The sequence below is a fragment of the Hyphomonas jannaschiana VP2 genome (assembly GCF_000685215.1).
Classification (GTDB): domain Bacteria; phylum Pseudomonadota; class Alphaproteobacteria; order Caulobacterales; family Hyphomonadaceae; genus Hyphomonas; species Hyphomonas jannaschiana.
Map to the genome: position 1 here is coordinate 40,229 of NZ_ARYJ01000004.1, position 15,989 is coordinate 56,217.

A 15,989-nucleotide genomic window follows, 5' to 3' on the forward strand; every position below is an offset into this window, starting at 1 on the left:
ACCCGTTTATGCCGCGCAGGTATGTTCGCCCGCGAGTTCGCGGATCTGGGCGGCGTAACGGGAGTCGATGGTGATGAATTTGCCTTCGGCCTCGTCCCAGGCTTCGACTTCGCCGGAGCGGATGTCGTAGACCCAGCCATGCAGCTCGGTCGTGCCTTTTGCGAGGGCGGCGGCAACGCTCGGATGGGTGCGCAGGTGCTGCAGCTGGAGCAGGACGTTCTGCTCGATCAGCATCTTCATGCGCTCTTCCGGGGAAGCGCCGTCTTCAGCGATGCTGTCGACGACGTCCACAGCGGCCTTGGAATAGCCAAGCCATTTGGCGACATGTGGCAGGCCTTCGAGGCCTTCCGGGTTCATAGCGCCTTTCATGGCGCCGCATTCGGTGTGGCCGCAGACCACGATATGCGGAACTTTGAGGACAGCGACAGCATACTCGATCGATGCCGTCATGCCGCCGGTAGATTCCGTATGCGGTGGAACGATGTTGCCGGCGTTACGGCAGATGAACAGTTCACCCGGCTCGGTCTGGGTGATCATCGCCGTTTCGACACGGGAGTCGGAACAGGCAATGAAAAGCGCCTCAGGGGACTGTCCCTTGCTGAGTTCTTCGAAAAGGCCCTGTTTTTCAGGGTAAACATTGTTCTGGAAGCGGACAACGCCTGCAGCAAAGCGCGGCATGCGAAACTCCTTTCGATGCTGGGGTCTAAACTGTATTAGGGAGGGAGGAAAGTTGCGCGGTGGGGGCGCTCAGTATGTGGACGGCGGGTCCACAACAGACCGGGTCACTTCGCTGTAGTGACGACACGCACTAAGATTTAATGCCATCAGTTCGTGCACAGAAAGCAGGCTCCTTGGGTCTGAAGGCTGTAATCTGGCGTGGCGCAATAGATAGTTCCAATATAAAAACTCTCTTGTTTCAATAGCAAAATACTATCAAAAATGACCTGATTCTGAACAGGGAATGACGAATGCGCCCAACGCTTAGACAGCTGCAATACCTCGTCGCGGTGGCCGATACCGGCAAGTTTCACGAGGCGGCCCGTTTGCTCAACGTCTCCCAGCCGAGCCTCTCTGCCCAGATCGCCGAGGCCGAACACCAACTGGGGGCCGTCCTGGTCGAACGCGGCCGCCACGGTGCCTTCATGACCCCGCTGGGTGAGGAAGTCGTCCGCCGCGCGCGGGCGATCCTGATCCAGGTGGAGGATCTGAAGGCCTTCACGCTGCGTCCCGCGGGGGAGGTTGCCGGGCGCTACCGGTTGGGCACGGTCTCCACCATCGGGCCCTATCTGCTGCCCGGCGCCGTCCGCGAACTGCACCGCCTGTTTCCCGAGCTGCGCATGAGTGTGCACGAGTCCCGCATTGCAGACCTCAACGACCGCCTGAACGATGGCCGGCTCGACATGATCATCTCGACACCGGAGGACCATGCCAGCAGTGCCTTCATGGAATTGTTCGAAGAGACCCTGTACGTCTGCGCCGCCCAGGAAGACGAATTGTCCGCCGAGAAGGGACCGGTCGATGTGGAGGCCCTGCGCGGGCGGGAGCTGTTGAGCCTCGGTCCCGGTCACAGGCTGAGCCTGATCATCCAGCAGCTGGCGGATGCCGCAGGTGCCCATGTCAGTACCGAATATGAAGGCACGTCGCTGGATGCCGTCCGCCAGACGGCCAGCATGGGGGAGGGGGTGGCCATCCTGCCGAACCTCTATGCCGTGGTTGAGGCCAAGCGCGACCCGAGCCAGGTCGTCCGTCCGATCCGGCACAAGCTGGCCCGCCGGAAGATCGGCCTCATCTGGCGTGAGGGCTCGCCCCTGTCCGAGCCGATGACAGAGATGGGCAAGGTCATGCGCGCCGTTGCGGCAGAACTTTTGAGCAGCGATGGCAAGGAGCCGAAGCGCCGGGTCAGTCGACGCTGATCTCGACGCGCTCTTCGGCGAGATAGTCGGTCGAGCGCATTTCATGCAGTCGGCTGACGGTCCGCTCGAATTCGAAGGCACCATCGCCCTCCGGGTAAAGTGTTTCCGGCTCGGCGGCGGCGCTGGCGACCAGCTTGATCTTCGCTTCGTAAAGCGCATCGATCAGTGCGACAAAGCGGGCGGCTTCATTGCGCTTTTCAGAGCCGAGCTGCGGGATGCCGCGCAGGATGATTGTGTGGAAGTTTGCCGCGATGGTGAGATAGTCGCGCGAATAGAGTGGGCGGGCGCAAAGCTCGTCGAAGCTGAACCAGGCGACACCGGCCGCTTCGCGGCTGACTTCCAGTTTGCGGCCCTTCACGGTCAGTGTCACATGCTGGGCGTGCGCGCCCGAGGTAAGCCGGGTCCAGACCTCTTCCAGGGCAGCATCTGCCTCCGGCCCCAGCGGGGAATACCAGACCGGCGCAGCGATCAGCCGGTCCAGCCGGTAGTCACGGTCGGAGGCCAGATGAAAGATGTCGCAGCGGTCTTTCAGGTGCTGGATGAAAGGCATAAAGAGGGGGCGGTTGATGCCGTCCTTGTAAAGATCATCCGGCACGCGGTTGGAGGTCGCCACCATGGTCACACCGCGTGAGAACAGCTGGTCGAACAGGCGTGCGAGGATCATGGCATCGGCGATTTGCGTCACCTGGAATTCGTCGAAACAGAGCAGCTGCGCTTCGGCGGCCACCTGCTTGGCGACCGGCGGGATAGGGTCGTCGCCTGCGCCTTTTACGCGCCACGGAGACCGCTTGCGCTCGCCTTCCGGCATCTTGCGCCAGGTGTCCAGCCGGTCCTGGATCTCGGCCATGAATTCGTGGAAGTGCACCCGGCGTTTCGCCTTCGGGGCAGCATCCTCGAAGAACAGATCCATCAGCATGGATTTGCCGCGGCCGACCCCGCCCCAGAGATAGAGGCCGCGCACAGGCTCCGGCTTCGAGAACCAGCCGCCCTTTGGCGGATCGGCGAGGCGGCGGGCAAGGTCGTCCAGGCGTTCGGCCGCTTCGGCCTGCACCGGATCATTGGTGAGGAGGCCCGCGTCCACACGTTCCCTGTACTGGCGGAGCACATTGGCCATGGGCGGGATCAGCCGAATTTTTCTGAGATCTGCTGGATCAGCTCGGAGAAGGATTCCGGACGCAGCAGCAGGGTGATCACGATACCCGCAAGGGCGCCGCCAAGATGGGCGCCATGCCCGATGATGGCATCCTCCCGCTTCGACAGGCCATAGCTGATGATGATGAAGATCACCGCATAGGCCCCGGCCCAGACCGGCAGGATGCCGAAAATGCCGATGGTCAGGAACGGGAAGATGATACCGACGGCGGACATCAGGCCGGAAATCGCGCCGGACGCGCCGACGGCCCGGTAGTCCGGCTTGTTGCGCTTGTCGACAACATCCCACATCGATCCACCGAGGAGGGATCCGAAATACAGGATCAGAAAGCCCGTCGCCCCGAACACATGTTCCAGCCAGGGGCCGAAATAATAGAGCGTGATCATATTGGCGAACAGGTGCCATGTCGCGACATGCAGGAAGCCGGAGGTGATGACGCGGTGCCATTGGCGCTGTTCGCGGATCGGCCGGATCCAGAACGCGTTCTGGGTCACGAAGTCAGGCGAGGCAAAGCCGATCATGCTGGCGATAATATTCGCGAGCAGCAGGCTGGATGTAACCGGCGCAGCGGAGAAATATTCCATATTCTGGCAGTTTCCCGTCTGTATCAGGCGAAAGAAAACCGCCCGGAAAAGCTTCCGAGCGGCTTAGCAAGCTCTGGCCCCGCAGGGCAAGCGTGTGGGATCAGGCCGCGCGGACCGTCACACCCTTGGCGTCGGCAGCGTCCGGCATCAGATCCATCAGGAAGTCCTCGAAACTGTCGGGGCGCTGGATGAAGCGATTGAACGGCAGGCCGGCCTTGAAAATGGCTTCCGGGTGAATGTTGGCGCCGCAGCGCACAGCAGCTTCAACCGCCTGGTCGCGCGTATCCATGGAGGAGACGACGGCGATCCGGTATTTACCCATATTGGCGATGCGGGCGATCGTCATGTCCGGATCCATGGAGTCCGGCAAGCCGAGGTCCAGCACGACAAGGTCGAAACGTTCAAGACGCAGGCGCGATTCCGCAGCCATCAGCGTCGGTGCCATGACGAGGTCTACCTGAACACGCGAGCGGGCAGCCTTGTCCGCAGCGATGGCCAGCATGTCGCGCACCGGCGCGTGATCTTCAACCCAGAGAACTTTCATAAAATCTACCCCGAAGCCTTTCCTGTATGGCGGGTCCTTAACCTGCCCCCGATGTGCGTTCACTTTGCCACGCGCAGCTTACGGCTTAGTAAAGCGTTCCTTTCAGAAGTGTTGAAAACTCAACGAACTGCGATTGCCGGGCCTTCTCGCAAAAGAGGTCGGAATTCGCCCGAATCACCTTGTAATCCGGGGCTGTTCGCGGCGCTTCCGCACGTATCGGGCTTGGCTTATGCTGTTTTCTGGAGAAACGCCCCGACATGAGTGATGAAACGCTCCCCCAGAAACCGCTCGCTCCGCGGAAATCCGCGTTCCTGGATGTGGAAACGCCGGATGACCTGCACATTGTGGATGTGCTGATCGAGGAGCGCTGCCCGAAACTACGGGCGAGCCCCGCCTGGCCGCTGGTGCGCCCGGTGCTTTATTCCATGCTTGGTTATGACAAGGCCCGGCGCATGGCGGACGAGATCGTCCAGCTGAACGGGCGCGACTCATTTGACCGCCTGTCCCGCCAGCTATCTTTCGATCTGTCTGTCGAGGGGATCGAGCGTCTGCCGCGCGAGGGCCGGCTGATCATTGCCGCCAACCATCCGACCGGCCTCGCCGACGGGGTGGCCGTCTGGGACCTGCTGAAACGCGTGCGCGAAGACATCATCTTTTTTGCGAATGCCGATGCGATCCGGGTCAATCCGAAGTTTGAGGATGTCATCATCCCGGTCGAGTGGGTGATGGAGAAACGTTCCCCCGCCAAGGCGCGAGAAACCCTGAAACGGGCAGGGGAGGCCTTCGCGGAAGAGAAGTGCGTTGTCATCTTTCCGTCCGGGCGCCTCGCGCGGAAGGAAGGCGACCGGCTGATCGAGAAGGACTGGTTCTCCACCGTCATCGGCCTCGCGAAAAAGCAAAAGGCGCCAATCCTGCCGCTGAACCTCGATGCGTGGAATTCCCGGCTCTATTACCTGCTCTGCAATATCAGCGGAGAGCTGCGCGACATCACCCTGTTCCACGAACTGTTGAACAAGCAGGGCTCGAAAATGCGGATGACGTTCGGCCAGATGATCGACCCCGAGACGCTGCAGGGCGACGCAAACGAGCTGACTGAAAAGCTGAAGGCGCACGTCGCCTATGAATTGCTGGAAGATCCAGGCGCCGAATTCCGGCCCTGACGCTTAGCGCACAGCGACGCGGTCGATGCGCAGCGGTTGCTCCGGGCAGGGGGCGGGCTGGCTCAGCGTGACCGGCTGGTCGCCTGCATGCCGGGCAGACCAGGCCGCGGCGGCTGATAGCGTCCGGGCATCTGCGAACAGGTTGAGCAATCCGTCCAGCGCGTCCGCCGACGCGCGGGCAGACCGGGCGCCTTCGAGGGCTTCGAGCTGGTTTTCCGCTTCCTCGCCGAGGCTGAGGAAGCGGCAGCCGATGGTGGAGGGCACGCCGGCCTGCCTTGTCCAGGCGCCGAGGCGGGTGGCGTTAAACGCAAACCGCTCCACTTCGATCACATAATCATCGTCCAGCACCGGCAAACGGCCTTGCCGGGCCGTGTCCAGCAGGGGCGCCGAGTCGCTGGCGAGCGCCGTGGCTTTCGCGCCCCAGAGCTCGGCAAATTCCGGGCTGGCAGAGGCGGTTCCGGCCGCAAGGGCGAGTGCAGAGGCGATACAGATCTGTTTCAGCATGGGGCGGGGTGTCCCTTTTCGGGACAAAGTCCGCAAAAGCCGTGCCGGATGTGCCCCAAGGGCCGGGCTTGCCAGATGCCGGACGGCACCCCAGACTTCGCAAAAAGGGAAGAGACGTATGAGCGGGGAGAATAAGGGCATTGTCAGGGACCAGCCGCCGGAGATCCCTTCGGAAGGCGGGCCGCTGGCAGAGTTCAAAGGCGCCGTGCCGCCAGCGCCGGAATGGTTCCGCAAGGCGGTCGCCACGCCTTATGAGACCGGTTCGGTGGAGGTGCAGGGCGCGAAAGTGACCTACCAGCGCTGGGGCAGGCGCGGGGCGCCGGGCCTCTTGCTTGTGCATGGCAATGGTGCCCACGCTCATTGGTGGGATTTCATCGCGCCATACTTTGTCGAGGAGTACAATGTCGCCGCCATTACCTTCGCGGGTATGGGCGACAGCGATTTCCGCGAAAGCTACAATATGGCGACCTTCGCGGAAGAAGAGGTCGCCGTGGCCGAAGCGGCGGGCCTCTTCGACGGGCCGACCAAGCCGATCATCGTGGCGCACTCTTTTGGCGGCTTCGTCACGCTGGTGACCGGCGCGAAATATGGCGACCGGTTCGACGGCATGGTCATTGTCGACAGTCCGGTGAACCCGCCGGAGCGACCGCATCGCGGACCCGATCGCAAGGGCCGTCCGAACCGGGTCTATCCAGATCTCGCCGCTGCCCTCAGCCGGTTCCGCCTCGCCCCGCCGCAGCTCTGCGAGAACCTCTATGCCGTCGACTATATCGCCCGCTGGAGCCTGAAGAAGGCGGACGAAGGCGGCTGGACCTGGAAGTTCGATCCGATGATCTGGAAGCATTTCGACCCGGGCAAGGACCCCGGCGAATTACTACAGGCCGCGCGCTGCCGCGTCGCCATTATCCGGGGCGAGAACAGTTCACTGATGCCGGACGAGGTGCGTGAATACATGCGGAAACTGCTCGGATACCAGGTGCCATTCATTTCCATTCCGCATGCAGACCATCATGTCATGCTGGACCAGCCGATCGCCTTCGTGGCGGCGCTGAGAACGATGCTGGCGGAGTGGACCCATTCCGATCCGCACCGGACGGTCACTGAGGTGCGGCCGTCGTCTCAGGCATGAAGCGGCCCGCCACGCCCAGCCACTGAACGATCCTTAGGGCCGATTGCCAGAGCGGCGCGTCGGGCGAGCCTATGGATTGCGCCTCTGCAGCCTGTTCGGACAGGACGAAAGCAGATTCCTCCACGCCCACACGGCGCATGGTCGTCATGGCTGTGGAAAAGGCCTTCTGGTCGCAGAACTCTGTCCGTGGACTGCCGAGCACCCATGCCACGGCATTGCCTTCCTCCCGCCGTCCGAGCAGGCAGCGCTGGTCCGGTTCAATGCTGAGCCAGAGGATGGCCTGGAAGTCAGTGAAGGCACCGCCGAATATGTCTGAATGGCCAAGCCCGCCATCGGAAACGGCGGAGGTGTCGATTGTGTTCAGGACCGGCAACAGGACCGGTTCGGCCGAGTCGCCCGCGCGGCGGCCCGTGCCATTGAACCGCCGGGACGCCTGAAGCGCCCGGTCCTTTGAGCTGGCATAGAGGGTGAAGTCATCGGCGAGGCTGTCGATGGCCGAGACGCGTTCTATGAAGTCGTCCGCATCCACATCGGGGGAGGCGAAGATCACTTCGTTGAACAGTTTCTCACCCGGCCGGTCACGCGACATCTGTTCCAGCGCGAGGGTCAGGAATTCGTTCCCCATCGAATGGGCGACCACGCTGATCCGTTCGGCGCCGGTCCGGTCCGCCAGGATCAGCAGGAAGTCTTCAAGGTCCTTCACGGCCTCTTCGGTGATCTGCGAACGGTCTGCCTTGTAGCCGAACAGGCTACCTGCCGAGGGCCAGGAATAGAAAGCCGTCGCGCCATCGACTTCGAGGTCGACGGAAAGCTGCGCCGTGCGCTCGATACCGGCATCGAACTTGGTGTTGTAGCCATGGATGAAGACAAAGATCTCACGGCGCTTGGACTTGGCGAGCTCCAGCTTCATCTCGCGGACAAAGGCTTCCATGTCCGGATGGATCTTCATGTCGCCGACGATGACGTGCCGGGCCGGATCCGGGCGGACGTCGAAGCGCAGCACGCTCGGTTTCGGAATCTCTCCAAGCGAGCGGTTGCGCGGAACCGAGACGATCACCGTTCCGGTTTCCAGCTTGCCCCGCTCGCTGCCGTAATAGGTGCGGGCATCCAGCACGGGCTTGCCGTCGACCATGAGGAGTTCACCGGGATCGGGCGCGCGGTCCGTGCCATAGAAGACTTTGACGAGATCGAAGTCAGGTTCCTCGCCAAAGACGCGAGGCGACAGGCGGCGTCCTGATGGCATGGCCGCGCCGGTATCGCGGCCGCGCTCGACACTGTCGGCGAGTGCCAGTTCCATGTCCTGCAGAGTCGCGAAGCCGCCGGCCATGGCGATGGCCGGCATGTCCAGCCCGTTCGCCTTGGCGAAGGCGAGCAGGGGGGCAAGGCGCGGATGGTCGATGCCGAGATGCTGTGTCACGAGTCCCACGGCGCGGCCGGTATGGATGCTTGCGCTGCTGGTATCGCCAGCAGCGGCGGCAATCTCCGCCATGCGGCCTTCGAGGTTGATGAGGCGGGCCCAATCCGGCTCGGGAGCTGCGGCTTCCTTGTCGGCGACACCCTGATAAGCGGCGAGGGCGCCTTGGGTATCGCCTTCGCGGGCGAGCAGGTCCGCCAGGTCCAGCGTCAGGGCATCGTCGGTTGCCGGATCGGCGAGCAGCGTGTGGGCGAGCGACAGCATGGCATCGTGGTCACCGGCGGCTTCGGCATCGCCCAGTTCGACCAGCAGATCGCGCGGCGGTGCAGCCGGGGCAGGCGTTTGCGGAGGCGGAGTGGCGCAGGCGGCAAGAATTGCCAGCAGCGTGGCCATCAGTGTGACGCGAATGCTGTTCATGCGGCGTCCTCCTCCCGAACGAGAGGGGATATTAAAAAGCGCGCGCCCCGCCTGCAACAGGGCGCGGGGTCAGTCCGTCTTCTTCCACTTCACGGAGTAAAGGTCGAACCGGCGGTCTTTCAGGTTCTGAACGGCGCCGGACTGGCGGGCCGTCAGCAGGTCTGACAGGGAAAGGTCCGCCAGTGCGATGGTCTCGGTATTGGGCGCTGTGTCGGCGGCCACACCATCGCGGGCGAAGGGGAAGTCCGACGGCGTCAGGATACAGCTTTCGGCATAGTGGATGTCCATGTTCTCCACATTCGGCAGGTTTCCGACCACGCCGGAGAGGGCGACATAGCACTGGTTCTCCACCGCACGGGCCTGGCAGCAATAGCGTACCCGCATGTAGCCGCGGCGCTCATCGGTGCAGAAGGGCACGAACAGCATCAGCGCGCCCTGGTCGACCAGGTGGCGGGCGAGTTCCGGGAATTCGGAATCGTAGCAGATCATCACGCCGATCGGGCCGCAGTCTGTCTGGATGGCAAGCGCGCCTTCGCCGCCCTTGATATTCCACCACATCCGTTCCGACGGGGTCGGGTGCAGCTTCTGCTGGGTGTGGACCGAGCCATCGCGCAGGAAGACATAGGAGATGTTCAGGACATCGCCGTTTTCCATCATGCTGGGGTGCGTGCCGCCGATGATATTGACGTTGTAGGAGACGGCCAGCTTCTCCATGAATTCGATGAAGCGCGGCGTGTATTCGGTGATCTTCTCGATGGCCTCCACCGGACCGAGCGGCCGGTGTTCCAGCGACAGGAGCTGCAGGGTGAAAAGCTCCGGGAAAACAACGAAGTCCGATTTGTAGTCCGACGCGATGTCGGTGAAATATTCGATCTGCTGTTCGAACTCGTCGATGGAGTTGATCTTGCGCATCTGGAACTGGACGGTCGCGATGCGGACGCGTTCAGGCAGGGAGGTGTCGCCGAGGCCGGGCTTGGCCTGGATCTTGTCCTGCTCCAGCGGGTTTTCCCAGATCATGTGCGTGGCGCAATCCTTCGACTGGGGGTCGCCCACCAGATAGTTGCGCATGACGCCGATCGGCTTGAAGCCCTGGCGCAGCTGGAAATTGATCACCGGATCCTTGAGCTTCTGGTCGACCACCGCATCGACATAATCCTGCGGGTTCGGATACTCCTTCGCATGACGGGCATAGCCGGGCATGCGGCCGCCGAAGACAATACCTTTCAGCTCCAGCCACTGGCAGAGTTCTCTCCGTACCCGGTAGAAGCGCTCGCCGATACGCAGGCGGCGGTAGTCCGGATGGACCATCACATCCATGCCGTACAGCATGTCGCCTTCCGGGTCGTGACGGGCCGCGAAGCCCACGCCGGTGATTTCGTTCCAGGTGTGCGGCTTCAGCGCGACGTCACTGGAGATCATGAAAGTGGCGCAGTAGCCAACGATGACGCCTTCATATTCGGCGACGAACTGGCCGTCCGGGAAGCGGTTGATCTGGCCGAACAGTTCGCTTCGGGCATAGCCCATGCCGGGGCCGTAGACGCGCTCGGACACTTCCATGATGCCGGGAATGTCGCGGACCTCGGCATTGCGGACGATGAGCTTGGCGGGTTTGTTTGACATGACTGCCTTTCTGGGCTGCCTGGCTGTTCAGCTTTCCGCCTTGTCTGCCACAAGCGGATTGAGAGAGTCTCAATGTGGCAGGCGGAAACTCGCGCGCAAGCCGCCGAGTGCACTTTCCGACAGGCGCAGGTCGCCGCCATGGGCGCGGGCCGTGTCCCGGGCGAGTGTCAGTCCGAGCCCGATGCCGGACGTGTTCTGCGTGCGCGCCTCGTCCAGCCGCGAGAAGGGGCGGAAGGCGTCTTCATACTGGTCCTTTGGAATGCCAGGCCCGTCATCGTCCACATGGACTTCCGCCGCATAGGGCCCATCAACCAGCATGACCTGCACCGTGTCCCCGAATTTCAGGGCGTTGGAGAGCAGGTTGGTCAGTGCGCGCTTCACCGCAAGGCGGCGGCCTGTCACCCGGATCGTTTCCGGACCGGCGACCGGGATGTCCTCGCTGAACCCGGCAGCCGCCTCGCGCACCAGTTCGGCGAAGTCGAACTCCGTCAGCTCGTCGCTTTCCTCCCCCCTGGCAAAGGCCAGGTAGCCGTCCAGCATCATGCTCATGTCCTTGAGGTCGGCTTTCATGGCGCGGATCTCGTCGGTCTCCTCCATCATGGCGAGGGAGAGCTTCAGCCGGGTGAGCGGGGTGCGCAAATCGTGGCTGACGCCGGCCAGCATGGCTGTGCGCTGCTCTGCGAAGGCGGTCAGCCGGTTTTTCATGTCGATCACGGCGCGGGCGGCTTCACGGACTTCATTGGCGCCCGAAGGCCGGAAGTCCGGCACGTCGCGGCCCCGTCCGAAGGCGCGTGCGGCTTTCGACAGGCTCAGGATCGACCGCACCTGCTGGTTCAGGAAGGCAACGGCCAGCGCTATCATCAGAAGGCTGAATATGATGACCCAGACAATGAAAACGTGCGAGGTGATCGTCACCGCGCGTTTGCGTTCGACCAGCACTTCGACCGTCCGTCCCGCGGCAGGAAAGCGGATGTGGATCAGCGAGTCATTCGGGCTTAGCCCGACCACAACGGGCAGGCCGAGGCGCGTCGAAAGCTCTTCCCGCAGGACGTGACGATAAGAGAAGTTTTCAAGGAAGCCTTCTTCCTCCGGCACAGCATGCGGGGCGTCGCAGCTGAAGGTCAGGTCCAGCCGGGTGGCGATCAGTTCCCGGGAAATCGGCGATTCAGACCGCCGCTCGCAATAGTCCTGCACGACGCTGACATCCCGCGCGATGGACTGGCCGAGCTTGCGGTTCACCTCGGCGATATGGTTGTCATAGTAAAACCATGTCGTCAGCGTCAGGATCAGGACGACCGGCAGCACCACCATGAGCAGGCTGCGGGCATAGAGGCCGCGGGGAGTGATGTCGCGTAAGCGGAACATGGCGTGTCAGTCCGGCATCAGGCGGTAACCAATTCCGCGTACCGTCTGGATATGGACCGGTTCTTTCGGGTTTGGCTCGATCTTGCGGCGCAGGCGGGTGACCTGCACATCGACAGAACGCTCCATGCCGGCGGACGTGATTTGCGCCAGTTCCTCACGGCTGATCGGTTCACCGGCCCGCGCGGCGAGGGCGGTCAGCAATTGCAGTTCGGCATCGGTGAGGCGCACGCGTTCGTCGCCGGATTTCAGTTCACCCCGGGCGGCATTGAAGATGAGCCCGGACATTTCCAGTTCTTCGGGCGGCGCCTCCTTGTGCGAGCGGCGCAGGATCGCGGCGCAGCGCAGGGCCAGTTCCTCCGGTTCGAACGGCTTGGCGAGGTAGTCGTCAGCGCCGCGCTTCAGACCTTCGATCCGGTCGCCGGACTCCCCGCGCGCTGTCAGCAGCAGGACGGGAGTCTCCCGCGACACGCCCTGGCGGATGCCGGAGAGGAGGGAGAAGCCGTCTTCGCCCGGCATCATGACGTCGAGGATGGCCAGATCGAAGGCCATCGTATCCATCAGGCGGCGCGCGGCCTCGGCGTCCGGGGCGGCCGTGACCCGGTAGCCCTCGCGGCTGAGGAAGCGTTTCAGCAGCTCGCGGATGCGGTCGTCGTCATCGACGACGAGGATATGCGCGGCGTCGGGCATCAGCGCACCAGGGCGTCGAGCACGCGGCGGTTGCCGTCCACGGCGTCCGGGCCGGCGCTGCGATAGGCGAGGCGCAGACGTTCGCGCAGCACAATGGTCAGCTGCGTGGTCAGGGTGATGCCGGAGTCCGACAGGGTCAGCTTGCGCTGCCGAGCGTCGCGGTTGCCGACTTCCTTTTCGATCAGGCTGCGCTGGTCCAGCTGGCCGAGAATGCGGGCAAAGGTCGGCACGGTCATGCCGACCGAGTCCCGCAATTCCGACACGGTAAGTCCGGGCCAGTAGCGGATGGTCATGAGAATTTGCATCTCTGGCTTGCTCAGGCCTGCCTTGCGCCGGGCCGCTTCGGCGGCTCTGGTGAGTTCGGATGCGCCAGCCAGCAGGAGGCCGACGCCGCGATCCAGCTCCTGATCCATCAGGAAAAGGCGGGGGTCGAACGGGCGGTTCAGGTTGACGTCAGGTGCCATCCGGTGAAATGAACGCGAAATTCGAAGAAGTGCAAGCGAGGAGCGCTGAGATACGATGGCCGGAACCGCATACGACGACCGCGATGGCTACATCTGGATGGACGGTGAGTTCGTGCCGTGGCGTGACACCAAGGTACACGTCCTCACGCATGCGCTGCACTATGCCTCGTCAGTATTCGAGGGCGAGCGCGCCTACAACGGCAAGATCTTCCGTTCGCTGGACCATTCCAGGCGCCTGCACAATTCGGCGCGGATCATGGGCTTCGACATCCCTTACACCGTGGAACAGATCGAAGACGTGAAGCGCGAGGCGCTGGCCAAGTCGGGTCTCGACAGCGCCTATGTGCGCGCGATCGCCTGGCGCGGATCGGAAATGATGGGCGTGTCGGCCCAGCAGAACTCGATCCACCTGGCTGTGGCCGTCTGGCATTGGGGCGACTATTTTGCCGACAAGATGAAAGGCATCCGGATGACGCATGCCGAATGGCGCCGTCCGGCCCCGGATACTGCGCCCTGCCATGCCAAGGCCGCCGGTCTCTACATGATCTGCACGCTCTCCAAGCATGCCGCCGAACGTGACGGCTATGCCGACGCGCTGATGCTGGACTATCGCGGCCAGGTGGCCGAGGCGACGGGCGCGAACATCTTCTTCGTGCGGGACGGTGCGCTGCACACGCCGACGCCGGACTGCTTCCTGAACGGGCTGACGCGCCAGACGGCGATCAAGCTCGCCCAACAGCGCCAGCTCGAAGTGATCGAGCGGGCCATCATGCCGGACGAACTGGCGACCTTCTCGGAATGCTTCATCACGGGCTCTGCCGCAGAAATCACGCCGGTCGCCGAAATCGGCGCGCACACCTACAAGCCGGGCCAGATCTCCGAAGCGCTGGTCAACGATTATTCGGCCCTGGTCAACGGCAAGCTGGAAGTCGCGCTTTAGGCTTGGGTCCGTATCCGAACAAAATGAAAAGGCGGCCCGCAGGCCGCCTTTTTTGTTGGCTTACTTGTTCGGCTGGGCCGTGTATCGCAGATAGGGTTTCACTTTCCGGAAGCCCTGCGGGAACAGTTTTTCCGCTTCTTCGTCCGACAGGCTCGGCACGACGATCACGTCTTCACCGTCAACCCAGTTTACAGGCGTTGCCACCTTGTGGCCGTCGGTCAGCTGCAGGCTGTCGATCAGGCGCAGCACTTCGTCGAAGTTCCGCCCGGCGCTGGGTGGATAGATGATCGAGGCGCGGATCTTCTTGTTCGGGTCGATCACATAGACGGCCCGCACGGTCACCTTCGGATCGGCGTTCGGGTGGATCATGTTGTAGAGCGTTGCCACTTTGCGGGCCGGATCGGCGATGATCGGGAACTGGACCGTTGCCCCCTGGGTTTCCTCGATGTCCTCGATCCAGCGTTTGTGATCCTCGACACTGTCGACCGAGATGACGAGTGCCTTGGCGCCGCGGCGGGCGAATTCGTCCTTCAGACGGGCTGTATAGCCAAGCTCGGTCGTGCAGACGGGGGTGAAGTCCGCCGGGTGGGAGAAAAACACCACCCAGTCGTCCCCGGCCCATTCATGGAACCGGATCCGGCCTTCTGTCGTATCCGCTTCAAAGTCGGGCGCTACGTCGCCGATCAGCAAGCTCATCTAAACCGTCTCCTGTGACTTGATTTCGAGGGCGAAAATGGTGCCTAAGAGAGACTGAGCCAATGAGCGGTGCCTGAAGGTGTCGATCAGAATTTCTAATCTCCGGACCTGCCAATGAAGCGCCTGATCCTGATGCGTCATGCCAAGACCGAACCCTTCGGGGAGGGCATCGACGATTTTGGCCGCGCGCTGACAGAGCAGGGGCACAGCGACGCGACACGGATTGCCGAGGAGCTTGTCGCGCTGGGCTGGAGCCCGGAGCGAATCCTCGTCTCCACCGCCCGGCGGGCGCGCGAAACCTGTTCGGAAGTTGCCCGCGTCTTCGAGGGCGAAAAAGTGCGTCCGATGGAGTCGCTCTATCTCTGCGGCGCGCGCGGCCTCGCCGAAGCGGTGAAACAGAATGACGGGGCCGGCACGCTGATGGTGATCGGCCACAATCCCGGCATGCATGATTTCGCGCTGGACATTCTGCGCGATGGCGGCAGCCAGGATCACTACGCCTCCCAGCGGCTCGCCGAGAAATTCCCGACCAGTTGCGCCGCCATGTTCGAGCGGGAGGACGATGGCAGTTTCGTGCCGGTCCTGTTCCGCCTCGCAAATGTGCTGCGGGCCAAGGACTACCGCACCGCAACGGCCTGACATGCCTCCCAAAAAAAGCCCCGCCCGGGAGAGACGGGCAGGGCGGTAGAACGCGGGAGACGGGGTTTTGGAGAGGCAGGCGCCTCCCGCGGGAGAAGACGCCGCTTAGCGGGAGACAGATGCCTCGTAGACAGCGGTCAGGGCCGGTTCGTCGATCGTGGTCACAGCGCTTTTCAGGGTGCGGCTTTCACAGAAGCTGACGGCGTAGCTGCTGGCGAAGGCCCAGTCGGAGGTCTCGGCGACGCAGCGCTCGTGGACGTCCTGTTTCAGCTTCACGAATTCCTGCTGGGCCCCTTCGGTGGTCTGCAGGGTGCTGCGGTCGATGTTCACGTTCATTTCAAACTGATCGGTCGTGCTGGCGAGGGCCGGCATGGCAGCGATGGAGAGAGCGGTGGCGGCGAGAATGGTGCGGATCATGACGAGAGAGTCCTTCCTTTGAGTTCAGGTGGCCTGTTGGGCCTATTGGTAGTTGGAGGGGGGGAGGTGGACGGCGCTGCGGGCCATCAGGGGAAATGGCCTTTTTGTGCAGCGCCGTCCGGGCGGCTTAGTGCTGGTCCCGGCGAATGGACCGGCGGCGGCGGCGGACCAGGAGGTTCGGGCGGCCCCGGTCGGCCACATCATTTGCCGGTCGGGACAGCAGCGTCTGGCTGCCGGTAAGGATGGCACCTGCCATCGGCGCGGCGGGCGCGGCGATCTCGTGGTCATACTGACGGGCGCGGGGGGTCATGTTCGAAAGTCCTTCTTGGTTTCTTGTCTTGGC

The 15,989-nt window shown here is 63.0% G+C and carries 18 protein-coding genes; 5 read left to right on the forward strand and 13 right to left on the reverse strand.

All coding sequences use genetic code 11. The features are described from left to right. Positions 1–6 precede the first annotated feature (6 nt). Complete coding sequence (locus HJA_RS06780; RefSeq protein WP_035579993.1) at positions 7–678, reverse strand: carbonic anhydrase; 672 nt, start codon at positions 676–678, stop codon at positions 7–9. A 290-nt stretch (positions 679–968) separates the two neighbouring features. Between HJA_RS06780 and HJA_RS06785 the strand changes: the two genes are divergently transcribed. Further along, positions 969–1,913 carry a LysR substrate-binding domain-containing protein gene (locus HJA_RS06785; RefSeq protein ID WP_035579996.1) on the forward strand — a complete coding sequence of 315 codons (945 nt, stop codon included), beginning with the start codon at positions 969–971 and terminating at the stop codon, positions 1,911–1,913. Here HJA_RS06785 and zapE read toward each other — a convergent pair. From zapE to HJA_RS06800, 3 genes are all read right to left on the reverse strand, one after another. Beyond that, the gene (gene zapE / locus HJA_RS06790) at positions 1,900–3,027 is read right to left on the reverse strand and encodes a cell division protein ZapE (protein ID WP_035579999.1); all 1,128 of its coding nucleotides are present in this window, start codon (positions 3,025–3,027) and stop codon (positions 1,900–1,902) included. The two genes, HJA_RS06785 and zapE, sit on opposite strands and share 14 nt — an antisense overlap. 8 nt (positions 3,028–3,035) lie before the next feature. Then, the gene (locus HJA_RS06795; protein WP_035580003.1) at positions 3,036–3,650 is read right to left on the reverse strand and encodes a rhomboid family intramembrane serine protease; all 615 of its coding nucleotides are present in this window, start codon (positions 3,648–3,650) and stop codon (positions 3,036–3,038) included. 100 nt (positions 3,651–3,750) lie between these two features. Then, positions 3,751–4,194 carry a DNA-binding transcriptional response regulator gene (locus tag HJA_RS06800; protein WP_035580006.1) on the reverse strand — a complete coding sequence of 148 codons (444 nt, stop codon included), beginning with the start codon at positions 4,192–4,194 and terminating at the stop codon, positions 3,751–3,753. A 257-nt stretch (positions 4,195–4,451) separates the two neighbouring features. Between HJA_RS06800 and HJA_RS06805 the strand changes: the two genes are divergently transcribed. Beyond that, positions 4,452–5,354, forward strand: a complete 903-nt coding sequence (locus HJA_RS06805) for a GNAT family N-acetyltransferase (protein ID WP_081814581.1) — start codon at positions 4,452–4,454, stop codon at positions 5,352–5,354. 3 nt (positions 5,355–5,357) lie between these two features. Here the strand turns inward: HJA_RS06805 and HJA_RS06810 are convergent, their stop codons facing one another. Further along, a complete protein-coding gene (locus HJA_RS06810) occupies positions 5,358–5,858 on the reverse strand; it encodes a hypothetical protein (RefSeq protein ID WP_035580009.1) in 501 nt (166 codons plus the stop codon). 118 nt (positions 5,859–5,976) lie between these two features. On the opposite strand from HJA_RS06810, the gene HJA_RS06815 reads away from it, so the two are divergent. Next, complete coding sequence (locus HJA_RS06815) at positions 5,977–6,987, forward strand: alpha/beta fold hydrolase (protein ID WP_081814582.1); 1,011 nt, start codon at positions 5,977–5,979, stop codon at positions 6,985–6,987. Here the strand turns inward: HJA_RS06815 and HJA_RS17935 are convergent. The 5 genes from HJA_RS17935 to HJA_RS06840 form a co-directional block, all read right to left on the reverse strand. Beyond that, positions 6,956–8,818 (reverse strand): alpha/beta hydrolase, encoded by a 1,863-nt coding sequence (locus tag HJA_RS17935; RefSeq protein ID WP_051597457.1) that lies wholly within the window; start codon positions 8,816–8,818, stop codon positions 6,956–6,958. The two genes, HJA_RS06815 and HJA_RS17935, sit on opposite strands and share 32 nt — an antisense overlap. A gap of 69 nt (positions 8,819–8,887) precedes the next feature. After that, positions 8,888–10,438: a bifunctional GNAT family N-acetyltransferase/carbon-nitrogen hydrolase family protein gene (locus tag HJA_RS06825; RefSeq protein ID WP_035580012.1), complete on the reverse strand. Its 1,551-nt coding sequence runs from the start codon at positions 10,436–10,438 to the stop codon at positions 8,888–8,890. 69 nt (positions 10,439–10,507) lie between these two features. Continuing rightward, positions 10,508–11,803, reverse strand: coding sequence for an ATP-binding protein (locus HJA_RS06830; protein ID WP_035580015.1), 1,296 nt, complete (start codon positions 11,801–11,803; stop codon positions 10,508–10,510). 6 nt (positions 11,804–11,809) lie between these two features. Then, a complete protein-coding gene (locus HJA_RS06835; RefSeq protein ID WP_035580017.1) occupies positions 11,810–12,490 on the reverse strand; it encodes a response regulator in 681 nt (226 codons plus the stop codon). Next, positions 12,490–12,954, reverse strand: coding sequence for a MarR family winged helix-turn-helix transcriptional regulator (locus HJA_RS06840; RefSeq protein ID WP_051597458.1), 465 nt, complete (start codon positions 12,952–12,954; stop codon positions 12,490–12,492). Before HJA_RS06840 ends, HJA_RS06835 begins: the two co-directional genes overlap by 1 nt. 55 nt (positions 12,955–13,009) lie before the next feature. Here HJA_RS06840 and HJA_RS06845 point away from each other — a divergent pair, with 55 nt between their 5' ends. Continuing rightward, positions 13,010–13,894 carry a branched-chain amino acid aminotransferase gene (locus tag HJA_RS06845; RefSeq protein WP_035580020.1) on the forward strand — a complete coding sequence of 295 codons (885 nt, stop codon included), beginning with the start codon at positions 13,010–13,012 and terminating at the stop codon, positions 13,892–13,894. 60 nt (positions 13,895–13,954) lie between these two features. Here the strand turns inward: HJA_RS06845 and HJA_RS06850 are convergent, their stop codons facing one another. Continuing rightward, positions 13,955–14,590, reverse strand: coding sequence for a peroxiredoxin (locus HJA_RS06850; RefSeq protein WP_035580025.1), 636 nt, complete (start codon positions 14,588–14,590; stop codon positions 13,955–13,957). A gap of 114 nt (positions 14,591–14,704) precedes the next feature. On the opposite strand from HJA_RS06850, the gene HJA_RS06855 reads away from it, so the two are divergent. Next, positions 14,705–15,229 (forward strand): SixA phosphatase family protein, encoded by a 525-nt coding sequence (locus HJA_RS06855; RefSeq protein ID WP_035580028.1) that lies wholly within the window; start codon positions 14,705–14,707, stop codon positions 15,227–15,229. A gap of 105 nt (positions 15,230–15,334) precedes the next feature. Here the strand turns inward: HJA_RS06855 and HJA_RS06860 are convergent, their stop codons facing one another. Continuing rightward, positions 15,335–15,646: a UrcA family protein gene (locus tag HJA_RS06860; protein WP_035580033.1), complete on the reverse strand. Its 312-nt coding sequence runs from the start codon at positions 15,644–15,646 to the stop codon at positions 15,335–15,337. A 127-nt stretch (positions 15,647–15,773) separates the two neighbouring features. After that, positions 15,774–15,956: a hypothetical protein gene (locus HJA_RS06865; RefSeq protein ID WP_035580036.1), complete on the reverse strand. Its 183-nt coding sequence runs from the start codon at positions 15,954–15,956 to the stop codon at positions 15,774–15,776. Positions 15,957–15,989 lie beyond the last annotated feature (33 nt).

What these genes read in the sequence shown, in the direction of transcription:
- HJA_RS06780 (WP_035579993.1), bottom strand. Translation starts at nt 678, where the DNA reads ATGCCGCGCTTTGCTGCAGGCGTTGTCCGCTTCCAGAACAATGTTTAC.
- HJA_RS06830 (WP_035580015.1), bottom strand. Translation starts at nt 11,803, where the DNA reads ATGTTCCGCTTACGCGACATCACTCCCCGCGGCCTCTATGCCCGCAGC.
- HJA_RS06835 (WP_035580017.1), bottom strand. Translation starts at nt 12,490, where the DNA reads ATGCCCGACGCCGCGCATATCCTCGTCGTCGATGACGACGACCGCATC.
- zapE (WP_035579999.1), bottom strand. Translation starts at nt 3,027, where the DNA reads ATGGCCAATGTGCTCCGCCAGTACAGGGAACGTGTGGACGCGGGCCTC.
- HJA_RS06860 (WP_035580033.1), bottom strand. Translation starts at nt 15,646, where the DNA reads ATGATCCGCACCATTCTCGCCGCCACCGCTCTCTCCATCGCTGCCATG.
- HJA_RS06815 (WP_081814582.1), top strand. Translation starts at nt 5,977, where the DNA reads ATGAGCGGGGAGAATAAGGGCATTGTCAGGGACCAGCCGCCGGAGATC.
- HJA_RS06865 (WP_035580036.1), bottom strand. Translation starts at nt 15,956, where the DNA reads ATGACCCCCCGCGCCCGTCAGTATGACCACGAGATCGCCGCGCCCGCC.
- HJA_RS17935 (WP_051597457.1), bottom strand. Translation starts at nt 8,818, where the DNA reads ATGAACAGCATTCGCGTCACACTGATGGCCACGCTGCTGGCAATTCTT.
- HJA_RS06800 (WP_035580006.1), bottom strand. Translation starts at nt 4,194, where the DNA reads ATGAAAGTTCTCTGGGTTGAAGATCACGCGCCGGTGCGCGACATGCTG.
- HJA_RS06805 (WP_081814581.1), top strand. Translation starts at nt 4,452, where the DNA reads ATGAGTGATGAAACGCTCCCCCAGAAACCGCTCGCTCCGCGGAAATCC.
- HJA_RS06825 (WP_035580012.1), bottom strand. Translation starts at nt 10,438, where the DNA reads ATGTCAAACAAACCCGCCAAGCTCATCGTCCGCAATGCCGAGGTCCGC.
- HJA_RS06855 (WP_035580028.1), top strand. Translation starts at nt 14,705, where the DNA reads ATGAAGCGCCTGATCCTGATGCGTCATGCCAAGACCGAACCCTTCGGG.
- HJA_RS06795 (WP_035580003.1), bottom strand. Translation starts at nt 3,650, where the DNA reads ATGGAATATTTCTCCGCTGCGCCGGTTACATCCAGCCTGCTGCTCGCG.
- HJA_RS06850 (WP_035580025.1), bottom strand. Translation starts at nt 14,590, where the DNA reads ATGAGCTTGCTGATCGGCGACGTAGCGCCCGACTTTGAAGCGGATACG.
- HJA_RS06845 (WP_035580020.1), top strand. Translation starts at nt 13,010, where the DNA reads ATGGCCGGAACCGCATACGACGACCGCGATGGCTACATCTGGATGGAC.
- HJA_RS06810 (WP_035580009.1), bottom strand. Translation starts at nt 5,858, where the DNA reads ATGCTGAAACAGATCTGTATCGCCTCTGCACTCGCCCTTGCGGCCGGA.
- HJA_RS06840 (WP_051597458.1), bottom strand. Translation starts at nt 12,954, where the DNA reads ATGGCACCTGACGTCAACCTGAACCGCCCGTTCGACCCCCGCCTTTTC.
- HJA_RS06785 (WP_035579996.1), top strand. Translation starts at nt 969, where the DNA reads ATGCGCCCAACGCTTAGACAGCTGCAATACCTCGTCGCGGTGGCCGAT.